The organism is Wenyingzhuangia gilva (genome assembly GCF_030519655.1).
GTDB classification, from domain to species: Bacteria; Bacteroidota; Bacteroidia; order Flavobacteriales; family Flavobacteriaceae; genus Wenyingzhuangia; species Wenyingzhuangia gilva.
On sequence record NZ_JAUMIT010000002.1, the window covers coordinates 124,764 to 145,306 of the forward strand.

A 20,543-nucleotide genomic window follows, 5' to 3' on the forward strand; every position below is an offset into this window, starting at 1 on the left:
TTACCTAGTGCATCAAAGAAATTTAATTTCTGTTGGTAAAGTCCATAATTTTCACTTCACGTCTTTTTTCTTTGATGTAAAAAGCGGTATAAACACTGTTTTAGCTTTGTTTAAAATAGTAGATTTGTGAAACCTATGTTTGATTTTGAGACTAATATTACCTACTTAACAGGAATTGGACCTGCCAAAGCATTGATGCTCCAAAAAGAAATGGGGATTTTTAATGCAAATCAGTTATTGAATCTATTTCCAAACAGATATGTAGATAAATCTAAGATGTTTACCATTCGTGAATTGCAGGCAGGAAACACCGAAGTACAGATCAAAGGAATTGTGACAGATTTAAAAGAAGTTAAGCAAAAGAGAGGTTCTCGTTTGGTAGCTACTTTTAAAGATGAAACTGGTAGTATGGAGTTGATTTGGTTTAGAGTCACCAAATGGTTAAAATCAGGAATTAAAATTAATGAGCCCTATGTGATTTTTGGGAAACTTAATTTTTTTAATGGAAATTTTAGTATGCCTCATCCAGATATGGAGTTGGAGGTTAACTATAAGAAAAACTTTATAGTTGGCTTACAGGCTATTTATCCATCTACCGAAAAAATGAGTGCTAAAGGCTTTAATAACAAAGTCATGTCTAAGGCTATTCAGCATTTAATTAAAGAAGCTTATCCGTTTATTCAAGAAACGTTGTCTGATGAAATTATTCAAGAGTATGGTTTATTGAGTAAAAAAGAAGCCTTATTGCATATTCATTTTCCTAAAAATCAAGAATATTTAACCAAAGCACAAAAACGATTAAAATTTGAAGAATTTTTCTTTATTCAGACCCAACTCATCAGAAATAAATTGGTGCGAAAAGACAAAATAAAAGGATTTGTGTTTGGACAGGTAGGTGATTATTTTAATGATTTTTACAAATCAGGTTTAAAGTTTGATTTGACCAATGCTCAAAAAAGAGTGTTGAAAGAAATTAGAGCCGATATGGCTAGTGGAGCGCATATGAACCGATTGTTACAAGGAGATGTGGGGGCAGGAAAAACCATTGTGGCCTTGTTAACCATTTTAATTGCCTTGGATAATAACTTTCAAACAGCCATGTTGGCTCCTACAGAGATTTTGGCTTCGCAACATTTTCAGGCGATTTCAGAGCTGGTTGCTCCTTTTGACATCTCTGTAAAATTGTTAACGGGTTCTACTAGAACCAAAGAACGTAGAATTATTCATGAAGGTTTAGAAGATGGTTCTTTGCAAATTTTAATAGGGACACATGCTATTCTAGAAGATAAAGTAGTGTTTAAAAATTTAGGATTGGCCATTATTGATGAACAACATAGATTTGGAGTAGCACAACGTTCTAAAATGTGGATGAAAAACTCTCTGCCACCACATGTATTAATCATGACAGCAACGCCTATTCCGAGAACTTTAGCCATGAGTGCTTATGGTGATTTAGATGTTTCTATGATTGATGAATTGCCACCAGGAAGAAAACCTATTCAAACAGTGCATAGATTTGATAGTGCTCGTTTACGAGTGTTTAAATTTATGCGTGATGAAATTGAAAAAGGAAGACAGATTTACGTAGTGTATCCTTTGATAGAAGAATCAGAAGCCATGGATTATAAAGATTTACAAGATGGATATGAAAGTATTCAACGTGAATTTCCATTGCCAAAATATAAAATCAGTATTGTACATGGAAAAATGAAACCTGCAGATAAAGAATTTGAGATGCAGCGTTTTGTAAAAGGAGAAACACAAATAATGGTGGCTACTACTGTGATAGAAGTAGGGGTAAATGTGCCCAATGCTTCGGTAATGATTATAGAAAGCGCTGAACGTTTTGGTTTGTCGCAATTACATCAACTTAGAGGACGAGTAGGACGTGGGGCCGATCAGAGTTATTGTATTTTAATGTCAGGCGTAAAATTATCTAACGATTCTAAAACTCGTTTAGAAACCATGGTGAGAACCAGCGATGGTTTTGAAATTGCTGAGGTAGATTTAAAACTCCGTGGTCCTGGAAACTTAATGGGAACGCAACAAAGTGGTGTCTTAAATTTAAAAATCGCTGATTTGGTTAGAGATTCAAAAGAATTACACATGGCAAGAAATACAGCCTTAGAAGTATTGAGAGAAGATCCTAATTTGGCTTTAGCAAAGAATCTTCCTATTAAAAGAGCTTATCAACAAATTCATAAAAGAACTAGTATTTGGGCGAATATTAGTTAAGTTTTAGCTATCCTCTCCCGAAATTTCGATACGCTAGAATCCAATAAACAAATGTGCTTTAGATGAATTGTGGAGTTTGAAGAACTGGTATTAATATTTATTAACCTTGTACAGGTTCGCAACTCAATCATTTTGGTCTTCGAGCGGAGTTGGGATGTTTTCTTTAAAACAAATAATTTTCGGTTTAGTTATTTTTTACTCAATTCACCAAAGTCACACACTTTTAAATTTCAATAGTCATCCACATTACTTAAGTCTTTAATTCATGTTTTCATTCCCTAAATAATTCTTATTTTTAGCCTACTTAAAAATGAATAGCCAAGTGTCAGATTATTTAGAAGGATTAAACCCGCCACAACGCGCTGCCGTTGAGCAAATGGAAGGGCCAATGATTATTATTGCCGGTGCAGGATCTGGAAAAACAAGAGTGTTAACCTATAGAATTGCTCATTTGTTAAAAAATGGGGTAGATTCTTTTCAGATACTTTCTTTAACTTTTACCAACAAAGCCGCTAGAGAAATGAAAGAGCGTATTGGGAAAGTAGTGGGGCAAAGTGAAGCTAAAAATCTTTGGATGGGAACATTTCACTCCGTATTTGCTAGAATTTTACGTTCCGAGGCTGATAAATTAGGATATCCATCAAGTTTTACCATATATGATTCTCAGGACACCGTTCGTTTGATGAATTCCATTATTAAAGAAATGGGATTGAGTAAAGATCAGTACAAATCAAAAGCTATTTTAAGTAGAATTTCTCAGTTTAAAAACAACTTAATTACCGTAAAAGCCTATAGAAATAATCCTGAGTTGATTGAAGCCGATACCATGGCCATGAGACCACAAATGGGAGCTGTTTACAAAGAATATGTAGATAGATGTTTTAAGGCAGGTGCCATGGATTTTGATGATTTACTGTTGCGTACCAACGAATTGTTGGTTCGTTTTCCAGATGTATTGTCAAAGTATCAAGATAGGTTTCGTTATGTGATGGTAGATGAGTATCAAGATACCAACCATTCACAATATTTAATTGTTCGTGCTTTGGCTGATAGGTTTCAGAATATTTGTGTGGTAGGAGATGATTCACAATCCATTTATGCCTTCCGTGGGGCCAATATCAATAATATTTTAAACTTTCAAAAAGATTATCCTGATGTAAAAACATTCAAATTAGAGCAAAACTACAGATCTACTAGTAATATTGTAGAAGCAGCTAATAGTTTGATTGAGAAAAACAAAACAAGATTAGATAAAACCATTTTTACGTCCAATGATGCTGGTGGTAAAATAAAAATAATGAGAACTCTTTCTGATGGGGAAGAAGGACGTTGGGTGGCCAATTCTATTTTTGAAAACGCCATGAATCTTCAAAAAACTTATGACGATTTTGCCATTTTATACAGAACCAATGCACAATCTCGTGCTATGGAAGATGCTTTGCGTAAAAAGGGAATTAAGTATAAAATTTTTGGAGGCTTGTCTTTTTATCAACGCAAAGAAATTAAAGATTTACTTGCGTATTTGCGAGTGTTGATCAATCCAAATGATGAAGAAGCTTTAAAAAGAATCATCAATTATCCGGCAAGAGGAATCGGAGAAACTACCATGGATAAATTATCGGTGGCTGCCAATCATTATAACAAATCTTTGTTTGAGATTATTTCAGATTTAGAAAGTACCGATATTAAAATTCAAGGGCCTACTAAAACCAAGTTGAATAATTTTGCAACCTTAATCCAGAGTTTACAAATAACAGCTCAAGGAAACAATGCTTTTCAGGTTGCTGACGAAGTAGTGAAAAGAGTAGGGCTAATTAAAGATTTACAAGTGGATGGAACGCCAGAAGCGGTAAATAGAGTAGAAAACGTTCAGGAATTGCTGAACGGAATGAAAGATTTTATTGAAGAAAGAAAAGAGCAAGATTTAGATAGTAGTTTAACAGCCTTTTTAGAAGATGTTGCTTTGGCTTCTACCTTTGACAATAAAGATGAAGATGATACACCAATGGTGTCTTTAATGACTATTCACTTGGCAAAAGGATTGGAGTTCCCGTATGTGTATATTGTGGGAATGGAAGAGACATTGTTTCCATCTGCCATGAGTGTTAATACACGTAGTGAGTTAGAAGAAGAAAGACGTTTGTTTTACGTGGCGTTAACCAGAGCAGAAACACAATGTTATTTAAGTTTTGCCCACACGCGTTATCGATGGGGAAAATTAATAGATTGTGAACCTAGTAGATTTTTAGAGGAAATTGATGAGCGCTATATCGAACATTTAGCACCACAACGTAATAAAGTAGTGGCCAATCGTTTTGTAGATAGTGGTTTGTTTGATGATGATGACATTCCTAGAGATAAAATTCGTTTTAGAAAACCAGTAACACGTTCGGTTAGAAATCAAGAAACACCAGAAAAGAAAACACCGTTTAAGCAACCTCAAAACCTAAGAAAAGTAACGCCTCAATTGGCACAGCAAATGAATACGAGTAAACCTGCTCAAAAATTAGCAGCAGGAAACAAAGTAAGTCATGCTAAGTTTGGAGTGGGACAAGTAATTAGTGTAGAAGGTGCTGGCGTAAATGTTAAAGCTGAGGTAAAGTTTGAGAATGTTGGAACCAAAAAAATATTACTTCAATTTGCCAAGTTGAATATTTTGGAATCATAAATCTTTATTAAATAAAACTAACTATAAATATATTTTCCTTTTAAAGGAAATAATTGTTTATTGTAAGACCAATTGTTGTAAAGGTCTATTCGTCTGAATTCACAAAAAACAACAAGTAAATACTTAAATAAAACTATGGGTTTTGATTTAGAATATAATTCTGAAAGAAGCACTTTGATTATTCCAGAATATGGAAGACACGTACAAAAGTTAGTAGATCATTGTGTTGCATTAGAAGATAAAGAAGAAAGAGAAAAAATGGCTTATGCCATTATAGATGTCATGGGGAATTTACAACCCCACTTAAGAGATGTACCAGATTTTAAACACAAATTATGGGATCAATTATTCATCATGTCTAAGTTTCAATTAGAGGTAGATCCACCTTATGAAAAATTGACAGTTGAAGAAGTGAATGCCAAACCAGAACGCTTAAATTATCCTAAATCTGCAAGTAAGTATCGTTTTTACGGAAACAATATTCAAACCATGATTGATGTGGCGTTGAGTTGGGAAGAAGGAGAGTTAAGAGAAGCTCTAATCTTAAATATCGCTAATCATATGAAAAAGTGCTATTTAAATTGGAACAAGGATACGGTTGAAGATGGTGTGATTTACAATCATTTAAATGAACTTTCTAAAGGTAAGATAGATTTAAGAGGCTCTGAGGAAGAGTTGGCTCAAAGTACAACTTTGCTACGTAAGAGTAATTCTGGTAGAATGAATGTTCAGCAAACGAAGACCCCCAATAACAACCGAAACAACGGTAGAAAACATAATAATAACAATCACAAAAACCGTAAATAATTTTACTACATGGCAACATTTAAAGTAGAAGGAGGTCACCAGTTAAGAGGTGAAATTACCCCACAAGGAGCAAAGAATGAAGCATTACAAATATTATGTGCTGTATTGTTAACTCCAGAAAAAGTAACCATTGAAAACATTCCAAATATTATTGATGTTAACAAGTTAATTGCCATTCTAGGAGATTTAGGAGTTAAGGTAAATCAACTAGATGAATCTACTTATGAATTTCAAGCAGATGAAGTTAATATTGATTATTTAAGTTCAGAAGCTTTTAAAGAAGATGGTAAAAAGTTACGTGGTTCTATTATGGTTGTTGGTCCTTTGTTGGCTCGTTTTGGTAAAGGATTTATTCCTAAACCAGGAGGAGATAAAATAGGACGTAGAAGATTAGACACGCATTTTGAAGGATTTATTAACCTTGGTGCAAAATTCCGTTACAACAAAGAAGAGCATTTTTATGGTGTAGAAGCGACTCGTTTAAAAGGAGCTGATATGTTGTTAGATGAGGCTTCTGTAACTGGAACAGCAAATATTGTGATGGCTGCAGTTTTAGCAGAAGGAATAACGACTATATACAATGCTGCATGTGAGCCTTATTTACAGCAGTTGTGTAATATGTTAAACAGAATGGGGGCCAAAATTACTGGTGTTGGTTCTAACTTATTAACCATTGAAGGGGTTGAAAAACTAGGAGGAACAAATCACCGTATATTGCCAGACATGATTGAAATTGGATCATGGATTGGAATGGCTGCTATGACCAGATCGGCTCTGACAATAAAAGATGTTTCTTGGAAAGATTTAGGGCAAATTCCACGTGTATTTAGAAAGTTGGGAATTCAATTAGAAAAAAGAGGAGATGATATTTATATTCCTACTCAGGATTCATACGAAATAGAAGATTATATTGATGGTTCTTTATTAACTGTTTCTGATGCTCCTTGGCCTGGATTTACACCAGATTTATTGAGTATTGTTTTGGTGGTGGCAACACAAGCAAAAGGAACAGTATTGATTCATCAAAAAATGTTTGAAAGCCGTTTGTTCTTTGTCGATAAATTAATTGACATGGGAGCTAAGGTGATTTTATGTGATCCACACAGAGCAAATGTTGTAGGGATGAATCACAAACATAGTTTAAAAGCAACAACGATGAGTTCTCCTGATATTAGAGCGGGAATTGCATTATTAATTGCTGCTCTGTCTGCCAAAGGAACTTCTATTATTCACAACGTAGAACAAATAGATAGAGGGTACCAAAACATTGTAGAAAGATTACAAGCTGTTGGTGCTAAGATTGAAAGAATTATAGATTAAATGTAGAGATTGACTGAATAATTTAACTCAACAAAAAAGCGTAATTCTAAATTGAATTACGCTTTTTTGTTGTTAACAACTCATAGCCATTGGTTAAGGGCTGAATAACTATATTCTTCTTGCTTTGTCTAACATAATATTATCAACAATCACCATGGCAGCTAAAGCTTCAACAATAGGAATAGCTCTTGGTACTACACAAGGATCATGACGACCTTTTCCCATCATTTTTACAATATTTCCATCTTTATCAATGGTGTCTTGCTCTTGAATAACAGTGGCAACTGGTTTAAAAGCTACTTTAAAGTAAATGTCCATCCCGTTGCTAATTCCACCTTGAATTCCTCCAGAGTAGTTTGTTTTGGTAGAACCATCAGCATTAAAAATATCGTTATGTTGGCTACCTGTCATGGCTGCACCTTCAAAACCACTACCAAACTCAAAACCTTTTACAGCATTTATTGATAACATGGCTTTTCCTAATTGCGCATGTAACTTATCAAAAATAGGTTCTCCCAATCCAACAGGTACATTTTGAATGACACAAGTAACGACACCACCAACAGTATCTCCTTGTTTTTTTATTTGACCAATATAGTCAATCATTTCCTCAGCTTTTTTAGCATCAGGACAACGAGCGATGTTGCTTTCAATCAAAGAAAAATCTAATTCTTGATAAGGAGTCTCTAAATGAATATTCCCAACAGAAGAAGTAAAAGCATTGATTTTAATTTCAGGAATGGCTTGTTTGGCAATAGCACCCCCCACTACCCAGTTGGCAGTTTCTCTAGCAGAAGTTCTTCCTCCTCCTTTATAATCTCTATGTCCATATTTTTGGCTATAGGTATAATCAGCATGAGAAGGACGATATTGGTCTTTGATGTGTGAGTAATCCTGAGATTTTTGATTGGTATTTACAATCCTAAAACCAATAGAAGCTCCAGTAGTAATTCCTTCAAATATTCCAGCCATAAATTCAACTGTATCAGGTTCTTTACGTTGTGTTACAATTTTAGATTGACCAGGTTTTCTTCTGTCCAATTCTTTCTGAATTGCATCAAAATCTAATTCTATCCCAGCAGGACATCCGTCGATTACACCTCCAATAGCAGGTCCGTGAGATTCACCAAATGTGGTGATGGTAAATAGCTTTCCAAATTTATTTGCCATAAAAAAATAAGTTTTTGCGAATTTACGGAAATTTGAAAGATTGTTGTTTGAATAATTAAATAAATAAAATGAAGATTTTTGTATGTTTTAAAAAACTTGTTTTGATTGATAATGAATGTTTTATAAAAGGAATATATTCAAGTAATAAAAAAACTCTATTATTTTTTTGTGAGAATGTAGATAAATGATATATTTGCACTCGCAAACGAGAAATCGTGAGACGCTCAGGAGAAATGGCAGAGTGGTCGAATGCGGCAGTCTTGAAAACTGTTGACTGTAACAGGTCCGGGGGTTCGAATCCCTCTTTCTCCGCAACTATTTATACCAACAAATAGCAAAACCTTATAAACTGTATGTTTATAAGGTTTTTTTATTTGTGTTGATTTGAATGAAAACCAAAATATTGGATCATGCCTAATTATTGTGTTTAAGCAAAAATATTAGTCAATCTAAAGAGGAGTATTCTAGAATTTTTACCCCTCTGAACTGAACTCTAAAGGCTTTTATTTTGGCATTGAAAGATTCAGCAGAAGCATTAGTACTTCTGTTTTTGAAGTAATTTAGGATGGCTCTGTAGTTTAGTTGTATTGTATTAGCAATTGTTTTCTAGTATCTCCATTTTCAAAAGATTCAGGAATAAAGGCTATCTTTTTCTGTTTCCATTGTTTAAACTCACTTAAATAGTCTCTATATTGTCTTTGTAGTTTCTTACCATTAAGCTTATAGAAGCTTAATGGTATGACAATCATTTGCTTTAGTATCTTTAATTTCTTTTAAAAAAGTTGCGAATTCGTTGGTCATACGAGTTCCTTTAGCTATTAGATTCCAGTCTCTTTGTATAATTTGATTGTTACTTTTATTTAACCATCTTCTACGTTTTATATGTAGGTATACAGTATTACCTCTAATAGGAAAGTCTTGTACGGTTATTTCTTTATGAAAACCATGAGCAATGATTATTAGATTGGCAAATTCTTTAGGAGCTGTTATTTTCTCTTCAAAATATAGATGAAGAGTTTGGTTAGCTTTCGTATGCTTTACTAAATCGAAGTTGTCGATTAAGAATTCAGGAAGTATAAGATTTAAAAGGTCTAAAGTAAGTTACAATACCAATAAATTTAAAACTCAAAAATAAAACCATCTTAATTCAAACACAACTTTTGAACTTAATCCTTTAATTATTCATTTTATTAAATCTGTACAATCCATCTGTAGATTGTAGTAATTTGTTTTTTAGTGTTGGATTTAATTTAGGATGTTCTTTTAAAAATGTTTCAACAATTTTAAAAGCCTCTTTTGATGAATAATTACCTACGGAGCTATTTAACCAGTTTTTAGGAAAGAAAATATCACCCGTTAACTGTATTTCTTCTAACAAATCTAAACATAAACGAAGATGTTTTATAGCTGATTTTTGTCGTAGAGGATGATGTATATTATCTAAAGCCAATAACGTCCAATATTCTTTTTCCCTGTTTGCAGGGCTTGATAAAGAAGTCATAAAAGCATCTCTAATAGATTCATCATTTGATAGTGATGGTAACATAAAATCAAACTCTTTTTGTCTGTCTATGTTTGTGATGTCGGATTTTGCTTTCTCTAAAATTTCATCAACTTTATGATGATTATAAATGGCTAGTTTGGTAGCTATGTTTGTATAATCAACTTCGTTTAAGTTTAGGTTGATTAACTTTTTAGACTTGTTCCATATGGCATATAAATAATCTTTTCCTTTTTCTGAATATGCTATGTTTTTATAGAGATTAAATATGGTTTTCTTTATTCCAGGTGTTAAATCTTTATGGAGGGAATTTCTTAGCGATTTTTCAAAAGATGGTAAAATGTTGTCTCGCTGTTCATTGGAGAAACATTTCCAAAACACATTGGATATTTCATTTACAATCAATCTAATAATAAGTTCATTCTTTTCATTTTTAAGTCCTTCTAAGAGCTCATTAAATGTTGCTTGTGGAGAAATGTTGTTGTTTAACATATTCTCATATAAATTGATAAAAGCATACCCTCGAGCAACATCATTATGAATTTGAGAGATCTTTGAATCTGAGTTTTTTAATGGGAAAATACCATAACCAATTCCATTATAATTATAAATAATTGCCTTTGGTTTAGGTAACCCAATAAGGGACTTTATGTTGGTCTTTCGATCTTTTAGTTGAATACTAGTAATGTGTAAAGAATCCTTATAAACCAAACCAATATCAAAAGATTGAGGCCAGATATTGTTACTACCATCTTCAGCTTTTTGACTGATTTGAAACGAAGTAATTTTACCATCAAAATATTCGATGTTATCAGTTATTATCGGGCGACCAGATTTATTAACCCATACAGAACTCCATTGTTTTAAATCAATATCTGTTTCTTTATCTAACAACACTACCAAATCATTCCAGGTAGCATTATCGTTAGCGTAAGTTTTTATGTAATTTCTAATTCCTTTTTTAAATCCATCTTCTCCTACAACAGCTTCTAGCTGACGCATCATAATAGGTGCTTTGTCATAAATAATTGCTCCATATAATGATCCTGCATTTTTTAAATTGTCTAATTTTTGACGAATTGGATTGGTTCCTTTTGTTCTATCTTCATTATAGGCACTAGGGTAATGGGTAACCATAAACTGTAAGTCATGATTGACATTAGGGAAAGAAGGTTTTGCAATTTTATCTGCTATAAAATTGGCAAATACTTCTTTTAACCAAACATCATTAAACCACTCCATCGTAACCAAGTTACCAAACCACATGTGTGAAGTTTCATGAGCAATTAATTTTACTCTGTTTAATTTTTGACTTTGTGTCGCGGTTGAATCTAAAAAAAGGGAAGCTTCTCTATATTGAATAGCTCCTACGTGTTCCATACCTCCGTATTGAAACCCTGGAATACTAACAAAATCTATTTTTTGAAAAGGAAATTTCTGTTGGGTGTAATCTTCTAAGAAATCAATAGACTGTTGATGTAATTTAAAAATCTCATTCAAACTTGCATTGATTTTACTTTTATTATTTTCTCTGTATAATAATTTCATTTCCATGGTTCCTGGTTTACAAACACTTTCTTCAAATACACCAGAAACAAAAGAAAATAAATAGGTACTCATCCTATCAGACGGTTTATATAAATGTCTGATATAATCCCCTTGGTTTTCTTCTAACTGTAACGGAGCTCCGCATAAGACTTTCCAGTCTTTGGGAGCTGTAATGTCTAATGTGTAAGTTGCTTTAAGATTTGGCTGATCAAAACAAGGGAATAATGTACTTGCTCTGTCAGGAACCAATAAAGTATATAAATAATCACCACTTCTATTCAGAGACAATTCTCCAGCATTAAATTTAATAGTGATGGTATTTGTTCCCTTTTTTAGATAGTCTTTATCTATAATTAGATGTTCTTTTTGATGATTGATTAAAATAATATCTCCATTCACTAACACTTTTTTTAGAAGAGATGTATCTTCATTAAAATCTAGATATAGTGGATGTTCAAAATCATGTACTTCTAAATTAATTTTGAGTTCAGATAAGATAGGAATTTCCTTTTTTAAGGGAATATTAAACTTTAAGTGATAAACAATATTGGATATTTGTTTTTTTCTGTATAAAGCTAGGTCAGTAGAAATACCATCTTCTAATAATACATTTTGTTGTGGTTTAGTATGACAAGAAAAAATACTCATCAAAATTAGAATAGAAACTATTTTTTTCATGTTAAATATTGAATAAAAGGCAAGAGATCGGTTCTGATTTTACTTTAAGGTTAATAAATATTTTCATTTTGTATTTATGATAACCTATGTTTTGTGTATAAAAAAAGCCCTTAATATTCACTTTAAGGGCTTTTTTTATTGTTGTTATTATTATAAAACGGCGTACATTATTATAATTTTATGACTTTTATAATTTTTGTAGATTGATATTTGTCAGTGATTTTTAACAAGTATACTCCTGCCTTTAAATTACTTAAATTTAATCTATTGTTTTGATTTTGTAAACTGGTTTGCATTACTAACTTTCCAGTTAGATTAAATATATTAACCTTGTATCCAAAATAATCACCTTCAAAGCTAATATTTAGGTAATCATTAACTGGATTTGGGTGTACTTTAATTTCATCTGTGATTTTTTTATTTGATAACCCGTCAGCTTCAATTATTTTAAATTCAGTAATACTAGACCAATCTCCAGAGTATCCTGATGCACCCGTTATTGTAAATCTGGCATATCTTGCGGTTACTTTATCGAAGTCATCAGAAATTGGCTGCGTAGTACTAGTATTTGTACTGCGATCTACTATGTATGAATTTGTGAAATATAAATTGTCAGATAATTCAATAGTGTATTGATAAGCTCTATTTTGAAAGGTTGAGATTCTAGTTCCAATAATAGATTTGTTTTCTCCATAGTCAATAACAGCAGTCTGAGGAAAGCCGTTAGCAGACCATCTAAAGTCATCAGCGGTATTACCATCAAGTAGATTTTTTGCTGGATTTCCAGCTTCTTCATCAGAGGCAGATATGATTATTGGATATGTTGGGTTAGGTTCACAGCTGGCCGGATATCCACCAGTAATTGTTATATAATCTATATTCCCTAAACCTTTATCAGTAGTTGCTTCTATTCTAAGGTCTGCCATTCCAATAGACGATTGAATGTTGATAGAAACTTCTGAATAAGTATCAAAACTACCTGTAGAAAGACAAGGTGCGGTAGCAACTATAGAACCATTTATTAAAATATTAGCAGGGCAATCAACAGGGGAAGCATATCTTATAGTTAATGTTTCTATTCGGTCAGACATAAAGTTGATTTTATAATCAATACCACTTCCTATTGCATTTGTAGTGTTCGAAAACCCTGTACCTGTATGAGGGTAGTTACTGTCTATACTACCATCTAATGCACAAAAACCAGGTTCGTTTTCTTGAATTGTTTTTGTTGATACAGTGTTATAGAAGTCTTCAGTATAAGCCATTGTAGATACCTGATCACGATATGCAACTCCTGCAGGGTATAATTCTCCGTTTCCGGAGTTTGTCATTCTTAACGTTTCATTACATCCATCCCACACATAATATCTTTCTACAAATGGAGCGTCTTCTAGCATTTTTATAAATTCTTGAATAACCTGTCCGTTTTTTTCTGCGGTAGGAGCATTACCATTATATGTCCAGTTACAGCCATTGTTGAATTCAGTAATCCAAATAGGTCTTCCTGTTCTGTTATGCACAGCAAGTAATTGATTGTATAGCTGTTGAGCAGTATTATTAGCTCTATAGAAATGCCAAGGAACAAAGTCTACTCTATATCCTAATGCATCACATCTATCAATAAATTCATATGTCCAATTTAAACCACCATCAGTTGTTCCAGGGGCTCCTAATCTTAATCCTGATTCCATCATTTTTGGCCATTCTCTTATAGCGTCATCTACCGAGCTAAAACCATCATCTACTGAATTATCAGGCTCATTATAACCTAAGGCATGAGTACTACTGAATTTGTCCATAAAATTCCCATAGCTGTTCCAGTTAGGATTATGTCTCATCGGAACATATTCTATATCAAGCGTACCATAATCTGCATTGTTGTAATCATAACTAGAACCAGCATTAAATCTAGAGCCTCCACTAGAACTACCTCTCCATCCTTTCTTTGTAGTCCATCTCCATTGTCTTACTACTACCATAGATATACTGTTCGATAAGCCTTCAGGCATTTCATCTATAATTAAATCTGTATCATCAGCTATATATACTCTACTTCCTCCTGTACCATTTTCATTAACAGCAAATGTAGCCATGTAACCTCTTTTTAATATAAAGGACTCAATGTTATCTTCCATATCATTAAGTTCACTAGCTCTGTAGTGTTTATTAATTGAAAAATCCATTGATGTTCCTTTTTGATTGGTTTTATCAAACGCAGTAAGGGCAGTATATGTACTTGAATGTGCCATAACCATAGCACCTTTTAAGTAATTGGTAACTCTAATGTTAGAACCAATTACTGCTTCTTGAGTATTAACAGTAATACTAGATAAGTATGTGCTTGCTACTTCTGAAGGAAGTGTGTTTTGGAAATAAATCCAAGTATCTGGTGTTGCTATATCAATGGCACTGTCCATAATAGGGTTAGTCGATGATGTGATTGTTATTTGACCTTTACCTGTTAATTTGATGTTTTGGTTGTTAAGTGATGTGTAGGTCGCTGTATGATTATTGTAAGTAACAAGATTAGCCTCGAAAATAGAAGTATGTACTGCTTCAATAGCTAAACTTAAATTGTCTTCACCAGTTAAAATAGCTTCCGCATTAGCTGCTTGATCATCAAGGGTAGCTTGTTCATTAGTAATGGCTGTTTGCAAATCTGAATAAACTGTAGATCCATTAGGTACAGGTTTTGGTGTTGCAATCATGACCTTTGCTGAATCTATCAGTTTTTGTAGGTTTACCTTAGTAACAGGATGGCTGATAAGTTTGATATAATCAACAAATACTCTTGCGTTTGAACCGGTACCAGAATTTGCTCCTCTGACACCTACGTGAACACTACCAGTAGTTTCTGAGGGAAGTCTCAAGGGAATGATAGATGTGTTCCATGTTCCTAATGTTTGGCTGTTTGTAAAAGCAGAAAACACCGAATTGCCGTCGTTTCCGACCCATCCAGTTAAGTTTGCTTGAATAGTATTATTACCCTCAAATGCACTACTGACTTCTATTGAGTATAAACCAGCAGGAAGAGTCGCTTGTTGTTGATAGATAAGATCTCCACTCCATCCTACATTAATTCCAAGAGCTCCTTGTTCTGATCCACTTAATCCATTAGTATCTGTTGCAGGTAAAGAACTCCCATTAAAACTTCCGTTCCAACCAAATTCAAATGTAGATGCAGCTCCCCAGCCTTTATTTTCAACATCGGACAATGTCCATCCGTAAACTTCAGTAGTGTTAGGTGGTCCTGCTGATGAAATAGTTTCGCTTCCACCTGTTAAATAGTTACAGTTAATATCAAACCCTGCGTTATTTAGATGCGTTTGGGTTATATCTACATCTTGAGCCTGAGCCTGAATATTAAAAGCTATGTAAAAAAGCAAAAAAACTTTAGATATGTGTTTAGGTTTGCTATTTATTGTTGTAAGATTTATTCCAAAGAAGAAAAGTACTTTAGGTAGTTTGTTAGTCATCGATTTTAGTTATAATAATCAGTTAATAAATGTTTTTTCGAATATAAACATGATATTTTTATTTCCTAGGGGGTAAATTTGTTAAAAATGAGGGGTAAATCAGTCGTGTTTTAAAGGTTTGATAGTTTTGGCTATCGACAGTCGTAATTTGTGATAAAAGGACCTTGTTTTTAGTTAAGAATATTGTGGGGTTAAGAGCGGCATTTATCGGTAATTTCTTTGTTGTTTTTAGTTGATTATTACTTATATCAATTTTTTTTTAATATAATAAGTAAAAGAAATAGTATATGTAAATAACGGATTGATATTATTTTTTCATATGAGGTGAATAGATAAGGTTATTTAGAAGGGTTTTGCTTAGAAGATGATTTCCTAATAATTAATTTAGGTTCTAATACTACTTTTTGTTCAACATGCTTTTCTTTATTTTTTATTTGTTGAATAAAAACACGTGCTGTCGTTTTTCCCATTTCTACAGGAGATTGGTCTATGGAACTAATTGAAAGTTCCATGAATTTAGTAAATGGTTCGTTACTAAAACCAACCACACATACTTCTTGTGGTATTTTAATTCCCTGAGATTTTAATTCTTGAATAGCTCCTAAAGCACTAAAATCACTTGAAGAAAAAATAGCATCTGGAGGGTTTTGTAGTTTTAGTAATTTCTTGGTGGCTTCTTTTCCTGCTTCAATATTACTTTTTGTCTCAATAACCAAGCTTTCATCAAAAGGAATGTTATTATCGCTTAAGGCTTGTTTGTATCCTAAAAAACGATCCCTAAAAATCTCAAAATTTCTATCAACAGATAAGTGAGAAATTCTTTTGCATCCTTCATCAATCAAATGCTGTGTAGCTTTATAACCAGCAGAAAAATCATCAATAGTAATAGAACTAATTCCGGGAATGGATTTTTTTCTATCAAAAAATAATAAAGGAATTTTTTTGTTTAACAACTTTTTAAACATAATGTTTTTATCAATGTTTATATTGGAAATAGACATTAAAATTCCATCAACTTGAGCATTTAATAAGGTGTTTATATTTTCTGCTTCCATTTTCTCATTATTATTTGTTTGACAAATAATAACATGGTAACCATGGTTAAATAACTCTTCTTCTATTCCTCTAATAATAGATGCAAAAAAGTTTGAGTCAATTCGTGAAACAATGACACCTACATTATAACTTTTTCCATTTTTTAAGGCTTGAGCAAGTTTATTTTGCTCATAGTTCATTTCTGTAGCAGTTTTTAAAACCAACTCTTTTGTTGCATCGCTAATTTTAGGATTTTTATTTAAGGCTCTAGAAACTGTTGCCGCAGTAATATTTAGTTTTTTAGCAATGTCATATATTGTTGTTTTTTTTGTCATTCTAGAGGTTTTAATGTAACGCAAATATACTCCGATTATGGATCAAATAAATAATATTTACACTTAGTGTAATCGATGATAATTGCTAAAAATATAGAATATTTCTTTAATTTTATAAGTATTTAATAAATCTGTAGTGTTATTTTGTTAAATAATTAGAAATTATTGAATATTGTTGACGATATCCTTGTGATTGTTAACAATATTTTATATAATTGTAATCGATTGCACAGTGTGTTGCAGTGATTTAATTCTAACAAGTATTATTTATTCATATGAAAAGAGAATTGGTTTTAAAGTTTTTTAGAAAAGTGCCGTTATTGTCAACTGTTCTTTTGTTGTCTATAGTGTCATGTAAGGAGGTTTCTAAAAAGAAAGAAAATACTCCTTGGGATAAGATGACAGAGATTATAAAAAACGTTAAAGAGCCTATTTTTTTAGATAAAACATATAGCGTTGTAGATTTTGGAGCTGTTCCTGATGGAGAGGTTAAAAATACAGAGGCTTTTAAAAAGGCAATTACCACCTGTTCTGAAAATGGAGGAGGCGTTGTTTTGGTTCCTAAAGGAAAATATTTAACAGGACCAATTCATTTAGAAAATGATGTGAATTTACATTTGGAAGAAGGAGCTGAAATTCTTTTTAGTACTGATGTAGAAGATTATCCAATAGTGATGACTTCTTATGAAGGTGTTGAGGTTATGAATTATTCTCCATTAATTTATGCAAAGGACAAAAAAAACATTGCTGTTACAGGTAAAGGGGTGTTAAATGGACAAGGGAGTAATAAATATTGGTGGTCTTGGTGTGGAAGTAAAAAATACGGATGGGAAGAAGGGATGCCAAGACAAAAAGATAGTTTAGGAATTCCTATGTTGATGGACTTATCAGATAGAGGGGTTCCTGTTGTAGAAAGAATTTTTGGAGATGGACATTATTTAAGACCAACATTTTTTGAGCCTTTTAACTGTGAAACGGTTATGATTCAAGGAGTAAAAATAATAAATGCCCCATTTTGGGTAATACATCCAACAAGATCTACTAATGTTATTGTAGATGGTGTTACGGTAAATAGCCATGGGCCTAACAACGATGGTTGTGATCCAGAATATTCTAAAAATGTAATCATTAAAAATTGCGTATTTAACACAGGAGATGATTGTATTGCTATTAAAGCGGGGAGAGATGCAGATGGACGAAGAGTGGCTATTAAAAGTGAGAATATTGTTGTTCAAAACTGTAAAATGATTGATGGTCACGGAGGAGTTGTGATAGGAAGTGAAATGTCTGCAGGAGTAACCAATGTATTTGTAGAAGACTGTGAAATGAATAGTCCTAATTTAGATAGAGCCATCAGAATTAAAACGAATACAAGAAGAGGTGGTGTTGTAGATGGTGTTTATGTTAGAAATCTTAAAGTGGGTCAAGTAAGAGAGGCTGTCTTAAAATTAAATATGCACTATGCTATTTATGGTGATCAAAAAGGAGATTTTATGCCAACCATTCAGAATGTATTGTTAGAAAACATAGAAGTAGAAAATGGAGGTAAATATGGTATTTTAGCAAAAGGGTATGAGGAATCTCCAATTAAAAATATCACACTCAATAATGTCAACATTAAAAAAGTTGATGAAATTAGCTCTATCGAACATGTAGTAGGTTTAAAATATATAAATACATATATCAATGGTTCTTTAATGGAGAATCCAAAATAATATAAAAAAGTGTTTCTAGTTTTTATAGTTTAAGTTAGTTAGTAAAGTAGGTCTTGTTTTTAACAGACCTACTTTTTAAATAACCCTAATCATTTATGATGTCTGTTTTAAAATGTTTTTTTTCTTGTTTTTTTCTTTTAAATATGGTTTTTACAGAAACTGTATTAGGGCAAGAGGTTAAAAAAGATACGGCGTTTACGGTTTATAGTACTTTTATAAAAGAAAGAAAAAAATATCCAGAAATATCTATAGTAAAATTAAAAGAGTATAAAAATGTAATGGTAAAAAAAGCTATTGTTTATAAAAGTATAGACAATAGAAATTTACTGTTAGACGCTTTTTACAATACCTCAAAATTAAATCCAGCAGTTATACTAATACACGGTGGAGGTTGGAAGTCTGGAAGTAAAGAACACATGCAGCCCATGGCGGCTAAAATAGCATCAAAAGGATATGCTTGTTTTGCAGTTGAATATCGTTTGTCTGATGAAGCGACATATCCAGCAGGAATTATTGATGTTAAAAATGCCATTCAATTTATAAAATCAAATGCTAAAAAATATCATATAGATACTACGAAAATAGCTGTTTTAGGATGTTCTTCTGGGGGGCAAATGGCAGCATTGGTTGGAACGACTAATGGACATCAAAAATTAGAAACTACTAAAAAAGGAATACCATCAGCATCAGTACAAGCAATTATTGATATTGATGGTGTTTTGGCATTTAAACATCCAGAATCCAAAGAAGGTGATATGGCCAGTTGGTGGTTGGGAGGAACGTATGAGGAGATTCCAGAAATATGGAATCAAGCTTCAGCATTATATCAAACAGATAAAAACACCCCGCCTATTTTGTTTATCAATAGTCAGTATCCTCGTTTTCATGCAGGTAGAGATGATATGATTAAAATACTAGATGAATACAAGATTTATAGTGAAATAAAAAACATACCAAATTCTCCTCATCCATTTTGGTTGTTGCATCCGTGGTTTGAGACCACTACAAACTATATTATTAAATTTTTAGACAGAACTTTTAAATAAAATAAATAAAAATGAAAAGAATAAAAGTAGCTCTTAGTTTTGCAATTTTAGCATCAGCAATGATTGCTTGTAAATCGAAAAAAATATCCGAGGTTACAAAAGAAACTCATAATAAAACATATGCCGAAATTTCCATTGCAGAAGGTGGAAAATGGATAGATGGATCAAGAGGACATAAAGAATATGATGGAGGGACATCATTTAAAAATGTAACGTCATTAAAAGTACCAGAAGAACATACAGATCACTCTTGGTATATTAGATACGAAGGTCCAGGTTGGGAAAGTAATAAAGTTGGGTACAGATTGTATTTAGATTGGAGAAATGCCATTGATATTTTCGGGAAAACAACAGATAGTTTGGTGTTGTCAAAAGTTGGTCAAGATGGTTTTGATTCATACCATGAAAAACAATCATGGGGTTCAGATATTTTAAAAGTAGGAAAAGGATTAGGTATTGGATCTATAGGAAGAGAAATAGATCATAAAATGTTTCACTTTAAAGAAGTTGATTCAACCTTTGCTTCTGTAAAAAACACTACTAAAAGTTCATCTGTTTTGGTGAATTATTACGGTTGGAAGACAGCTGGTGAAAAAGTAGATTTAACATCAGAGTTGGAAATCTATCCTGATAAAAGATATACAAAACACACCATTCAAACATCAAAAGAATTTGAAGGAATTTGTACTGGAATTGTAAATCACGGTGTAGAATATTTTGAAAAAGATAGTGAAAACAACAAATGGGGATATATTGCTACTTATGGAGTGCAAACTTTAGTTCCAGATAATTTAGGAATGGCAATTTTTTATGAAAAGGCTACAGCAGAGGTTAAAGAAGGAGCATATGATTATTTGGTAAAGTTTAAACCAACAAAAAATCCTGTTACATTTTATTTCTTAGGAGCTTGGGAGCAAGAAAAAGATGGAATTAAAACTCAAGAAGAATTTTTAAAGTATTTAGACAATCAATTAGAGATTTTAAATAACAACAACGTTTTAAATTAAAA

The 20,543-nt window shown here is 32.5% G+C and carries 14 protein-coding genes and 1 tRNA gene; 8 read left to right on the forward strand and 7 right to left on the reverse strand.

The window, feature by feature from the left end; genetic code table 11:
- Nucleotides 1-135: 135 nt before the first annotated feature.
- From recG to murA, 4 genes are all read left to right on the forward strand, one after another.
- Complete coding sequence (gene recG, locus QVZ41_RS05595; protein ID WP_302883849.1) at nucleotides 136-2,235, forward strand: ATP-dependent DNA helicase RecG; 2,100 nt, start codon at nucleotides 136-138, stop codon at nucleotides 2,233-2,235.
- 310 nt (nucleotides 2,236-2,545) lie between these two features.
- Nucleotides 2,546-4,903: an ATP-dependent helicase gene (locus QVZ41_RS05600; protein ID WP_420896122.1), complete on the forward strand. Its 2,358-nt coding sequence runs from the start codon at nucleotides 2,546-2,548 to the stop codon at nucleotides 4,901-4,903.
- Between the two features lie 135 nt (nucleotides 4,904-5,038).
- Entirely contained in the window at nucleotides 5,039-5,710 is a 672-nt protein-coding gene (locus QVZ41_RS05605) for a DUF4290 domain-containing protein (RefSeq protein ID WP_302883574.1), read from the forward strand.
- 9 nt (nucleotides 5,711-5,719) lie between these two features.
- Nucleotides 5,720-7,030, forward strand: a complete 1,311-nt coding sequence (gene murA / locus QVZ41_RS05610) for a UDP-N-acetylglucosamine 1-carboxyvinyltransferase (protein WP_302883575.1) — start codon at nucleotides 5,720-5,722, stop codon at nucleotides 7,028-7,030.
- A gap of 108 nt (nucleotides 7,031-7,138) precedes the next feature.
- On the opposite strand, the gene aroC is transcribed toward murA, so the two are convergent.
- Nucleotides 7,139-8,200: a chorismate synthase gene (gene aroC, locus QVZ41_RS05615; RefSeq protein WP_302883576.1), complete on the reverse strand. Its 1,062-nt coding sequence runs from the start codon at nucleotides 8,198-8,200 to the stop codon at nucleotides 7,139-7,141.
- 227 nt (nucleotides 8,201-8,427) lie between these two features.
- Here aroC and QVZ41_RS05620 point away from each other — a divergent pair.
- Nucleotides 8,428-8,512, forward strand: a tRNA-Ser gene (locus QVZ41_RS05620).
- Nucleotides 8,513-8,644: 132 nt separating this feature from the next.
- On the opposite strand, the gene QVZ41_RS05625 is transcribed toward QVZ41_RS05620, so the two are convergent.
- The 6 genes from QVZ41_RS05625 to QVZ41_RS05645 all read right to left on the reverse strand — a co-directional run bounded on the left by QVZ41_RS05625 (nucleotide 8,645) and on the right by QVZ41_RS05645 (nucleotide 16,773).
- On the reverse strand, nucleotides 8,645-8,800 hold the full coding sequence (locus QVZ41_RS05625; protein ID WP_338140793.1) for a transposase: 156 nt from the start codon (nucleotides 8,798-8,800) through the stop codon (nucleotides 8,645-8,647).
- On the reverse strand, nucleotides 8,779-8,949 hold the full coding sequence (locus tag QVZ41_RS05630; protein ID WP_302883577.1) for a hypothetical protein: 171 nt from the start codon (nucleotides 8,947-8,949) through the stop codon (nucleotides 8,779-8,781). The genes QVZ41_RS05625 and QVZ41_RS05630 overlap by 22 nt, the downstream gene beginning before the upstream one ends.
- Nucleotides 8,921-9,277, reverse strand: coding sequence for an ISAon1 family transposase N-terminal region protein (locus QVZ41_RS14585; RefSeq protein ID WP_420896124.1), 357 nt, complete (start codon nucleotides 9,275-9,277; stop codon nucleotides 8,921-8,923). Before QVZ41_RS14585 ends, QVZ41_RS05630 begins: the two co-directional genes overlap by 29 nt.
- Nucleotides 9,278-9,374: 97 nt before the next feature.
- Nucleotides 9,375-11,927 carry a M1 family metallopeptidase gene (locus tag QVZ41_RS05635; RefSeq protein WP_302883578.1) on the reverse strand — a complete coding sequence of 851 codons (2,553 nt, stop codon included), beginning with the start codon at nucleotides 11,925-11,927 and terminating at the stop codon, nucleotides 9,375-9,377.
- Between the two features lie 170 nt (nucleotides 11,928-12,097).
- Nucleotides 12,098-15,403: a glycosyl hydrolase gene (locus QVZ41_RS05640; RefSeq protein ID WP_302883579.1), complete on the reverse strand. Its 3,306-nt coding sequence runs from the start codon at nucleotides 15,401-15,403 to the stop codon at nucleotides 12,098-12,100.
- Between the two features lie 338 nt (nucleotides 15,404-15,741).
- On the reverse strand, nucleotides 15,742-16,773 hold the full coding sequence (locus tag QVZ41_RS05645) for a LacI family DNA-binding transcriptional regulator (protein ID WP_302883580.1): 1,032 nt from the start codon (nucleotides 16,771-16,773) through the stop codon (nucleotides 15,742-15,744).
- Nucleotides 16,774-17,048: 275 nt separating this feature from the next.
- Between QVZ41_RS05645 and QVZ41_RS05650 the strand changes: the two genes are divergently transcribed.
- The 3 genes from QVZ41_RS05650 to QVZ41_RS05660 all read left to right on the forward strand — a co-directional run bounded on the left by QVZ41_RS05650 (nucleotide 17,049) and on the right by QVZ41_RS05660 (nucleotide 20,541).
- Nucleotides 17,049-18,488, forward strand: a complete 1,440-nt coding sequence (locus QVZ41_RS05650) for a glycoside hydrolase family 28 protein (protein WP_302883581.1) — start codon at nucleotides 17,049-17,051, stop codon at nucleotides 18,486-18,488.
- 143 nt (nucleotides 18,489-18,631) lie between these two features.
- Entirely contained in the window at nucleotides 18,632-19,534 is a 903-nt protein-coding gene (locus tag QVZ41_RS05655) for an alpha/beta hydrolase (protein WP_302883582.1), read from the forward strand.
- An 11-nt stretch (nucleotides 19,535-19,545) separates the two neighbouring features.
- Nucleotides 19,546-20,541, forward strand: coding sequence for a DUF4861 family protein (locus QVZ41_RS05660; RefSeq protein ID WP_302883583.1), 996 nt, complete (start codon nucleotides 19,546-19,548; stop codon nucleotides 20,539-20,541).
- Nucleotides 20,542-20,543 lie beyond the last annotated feature (2 nt).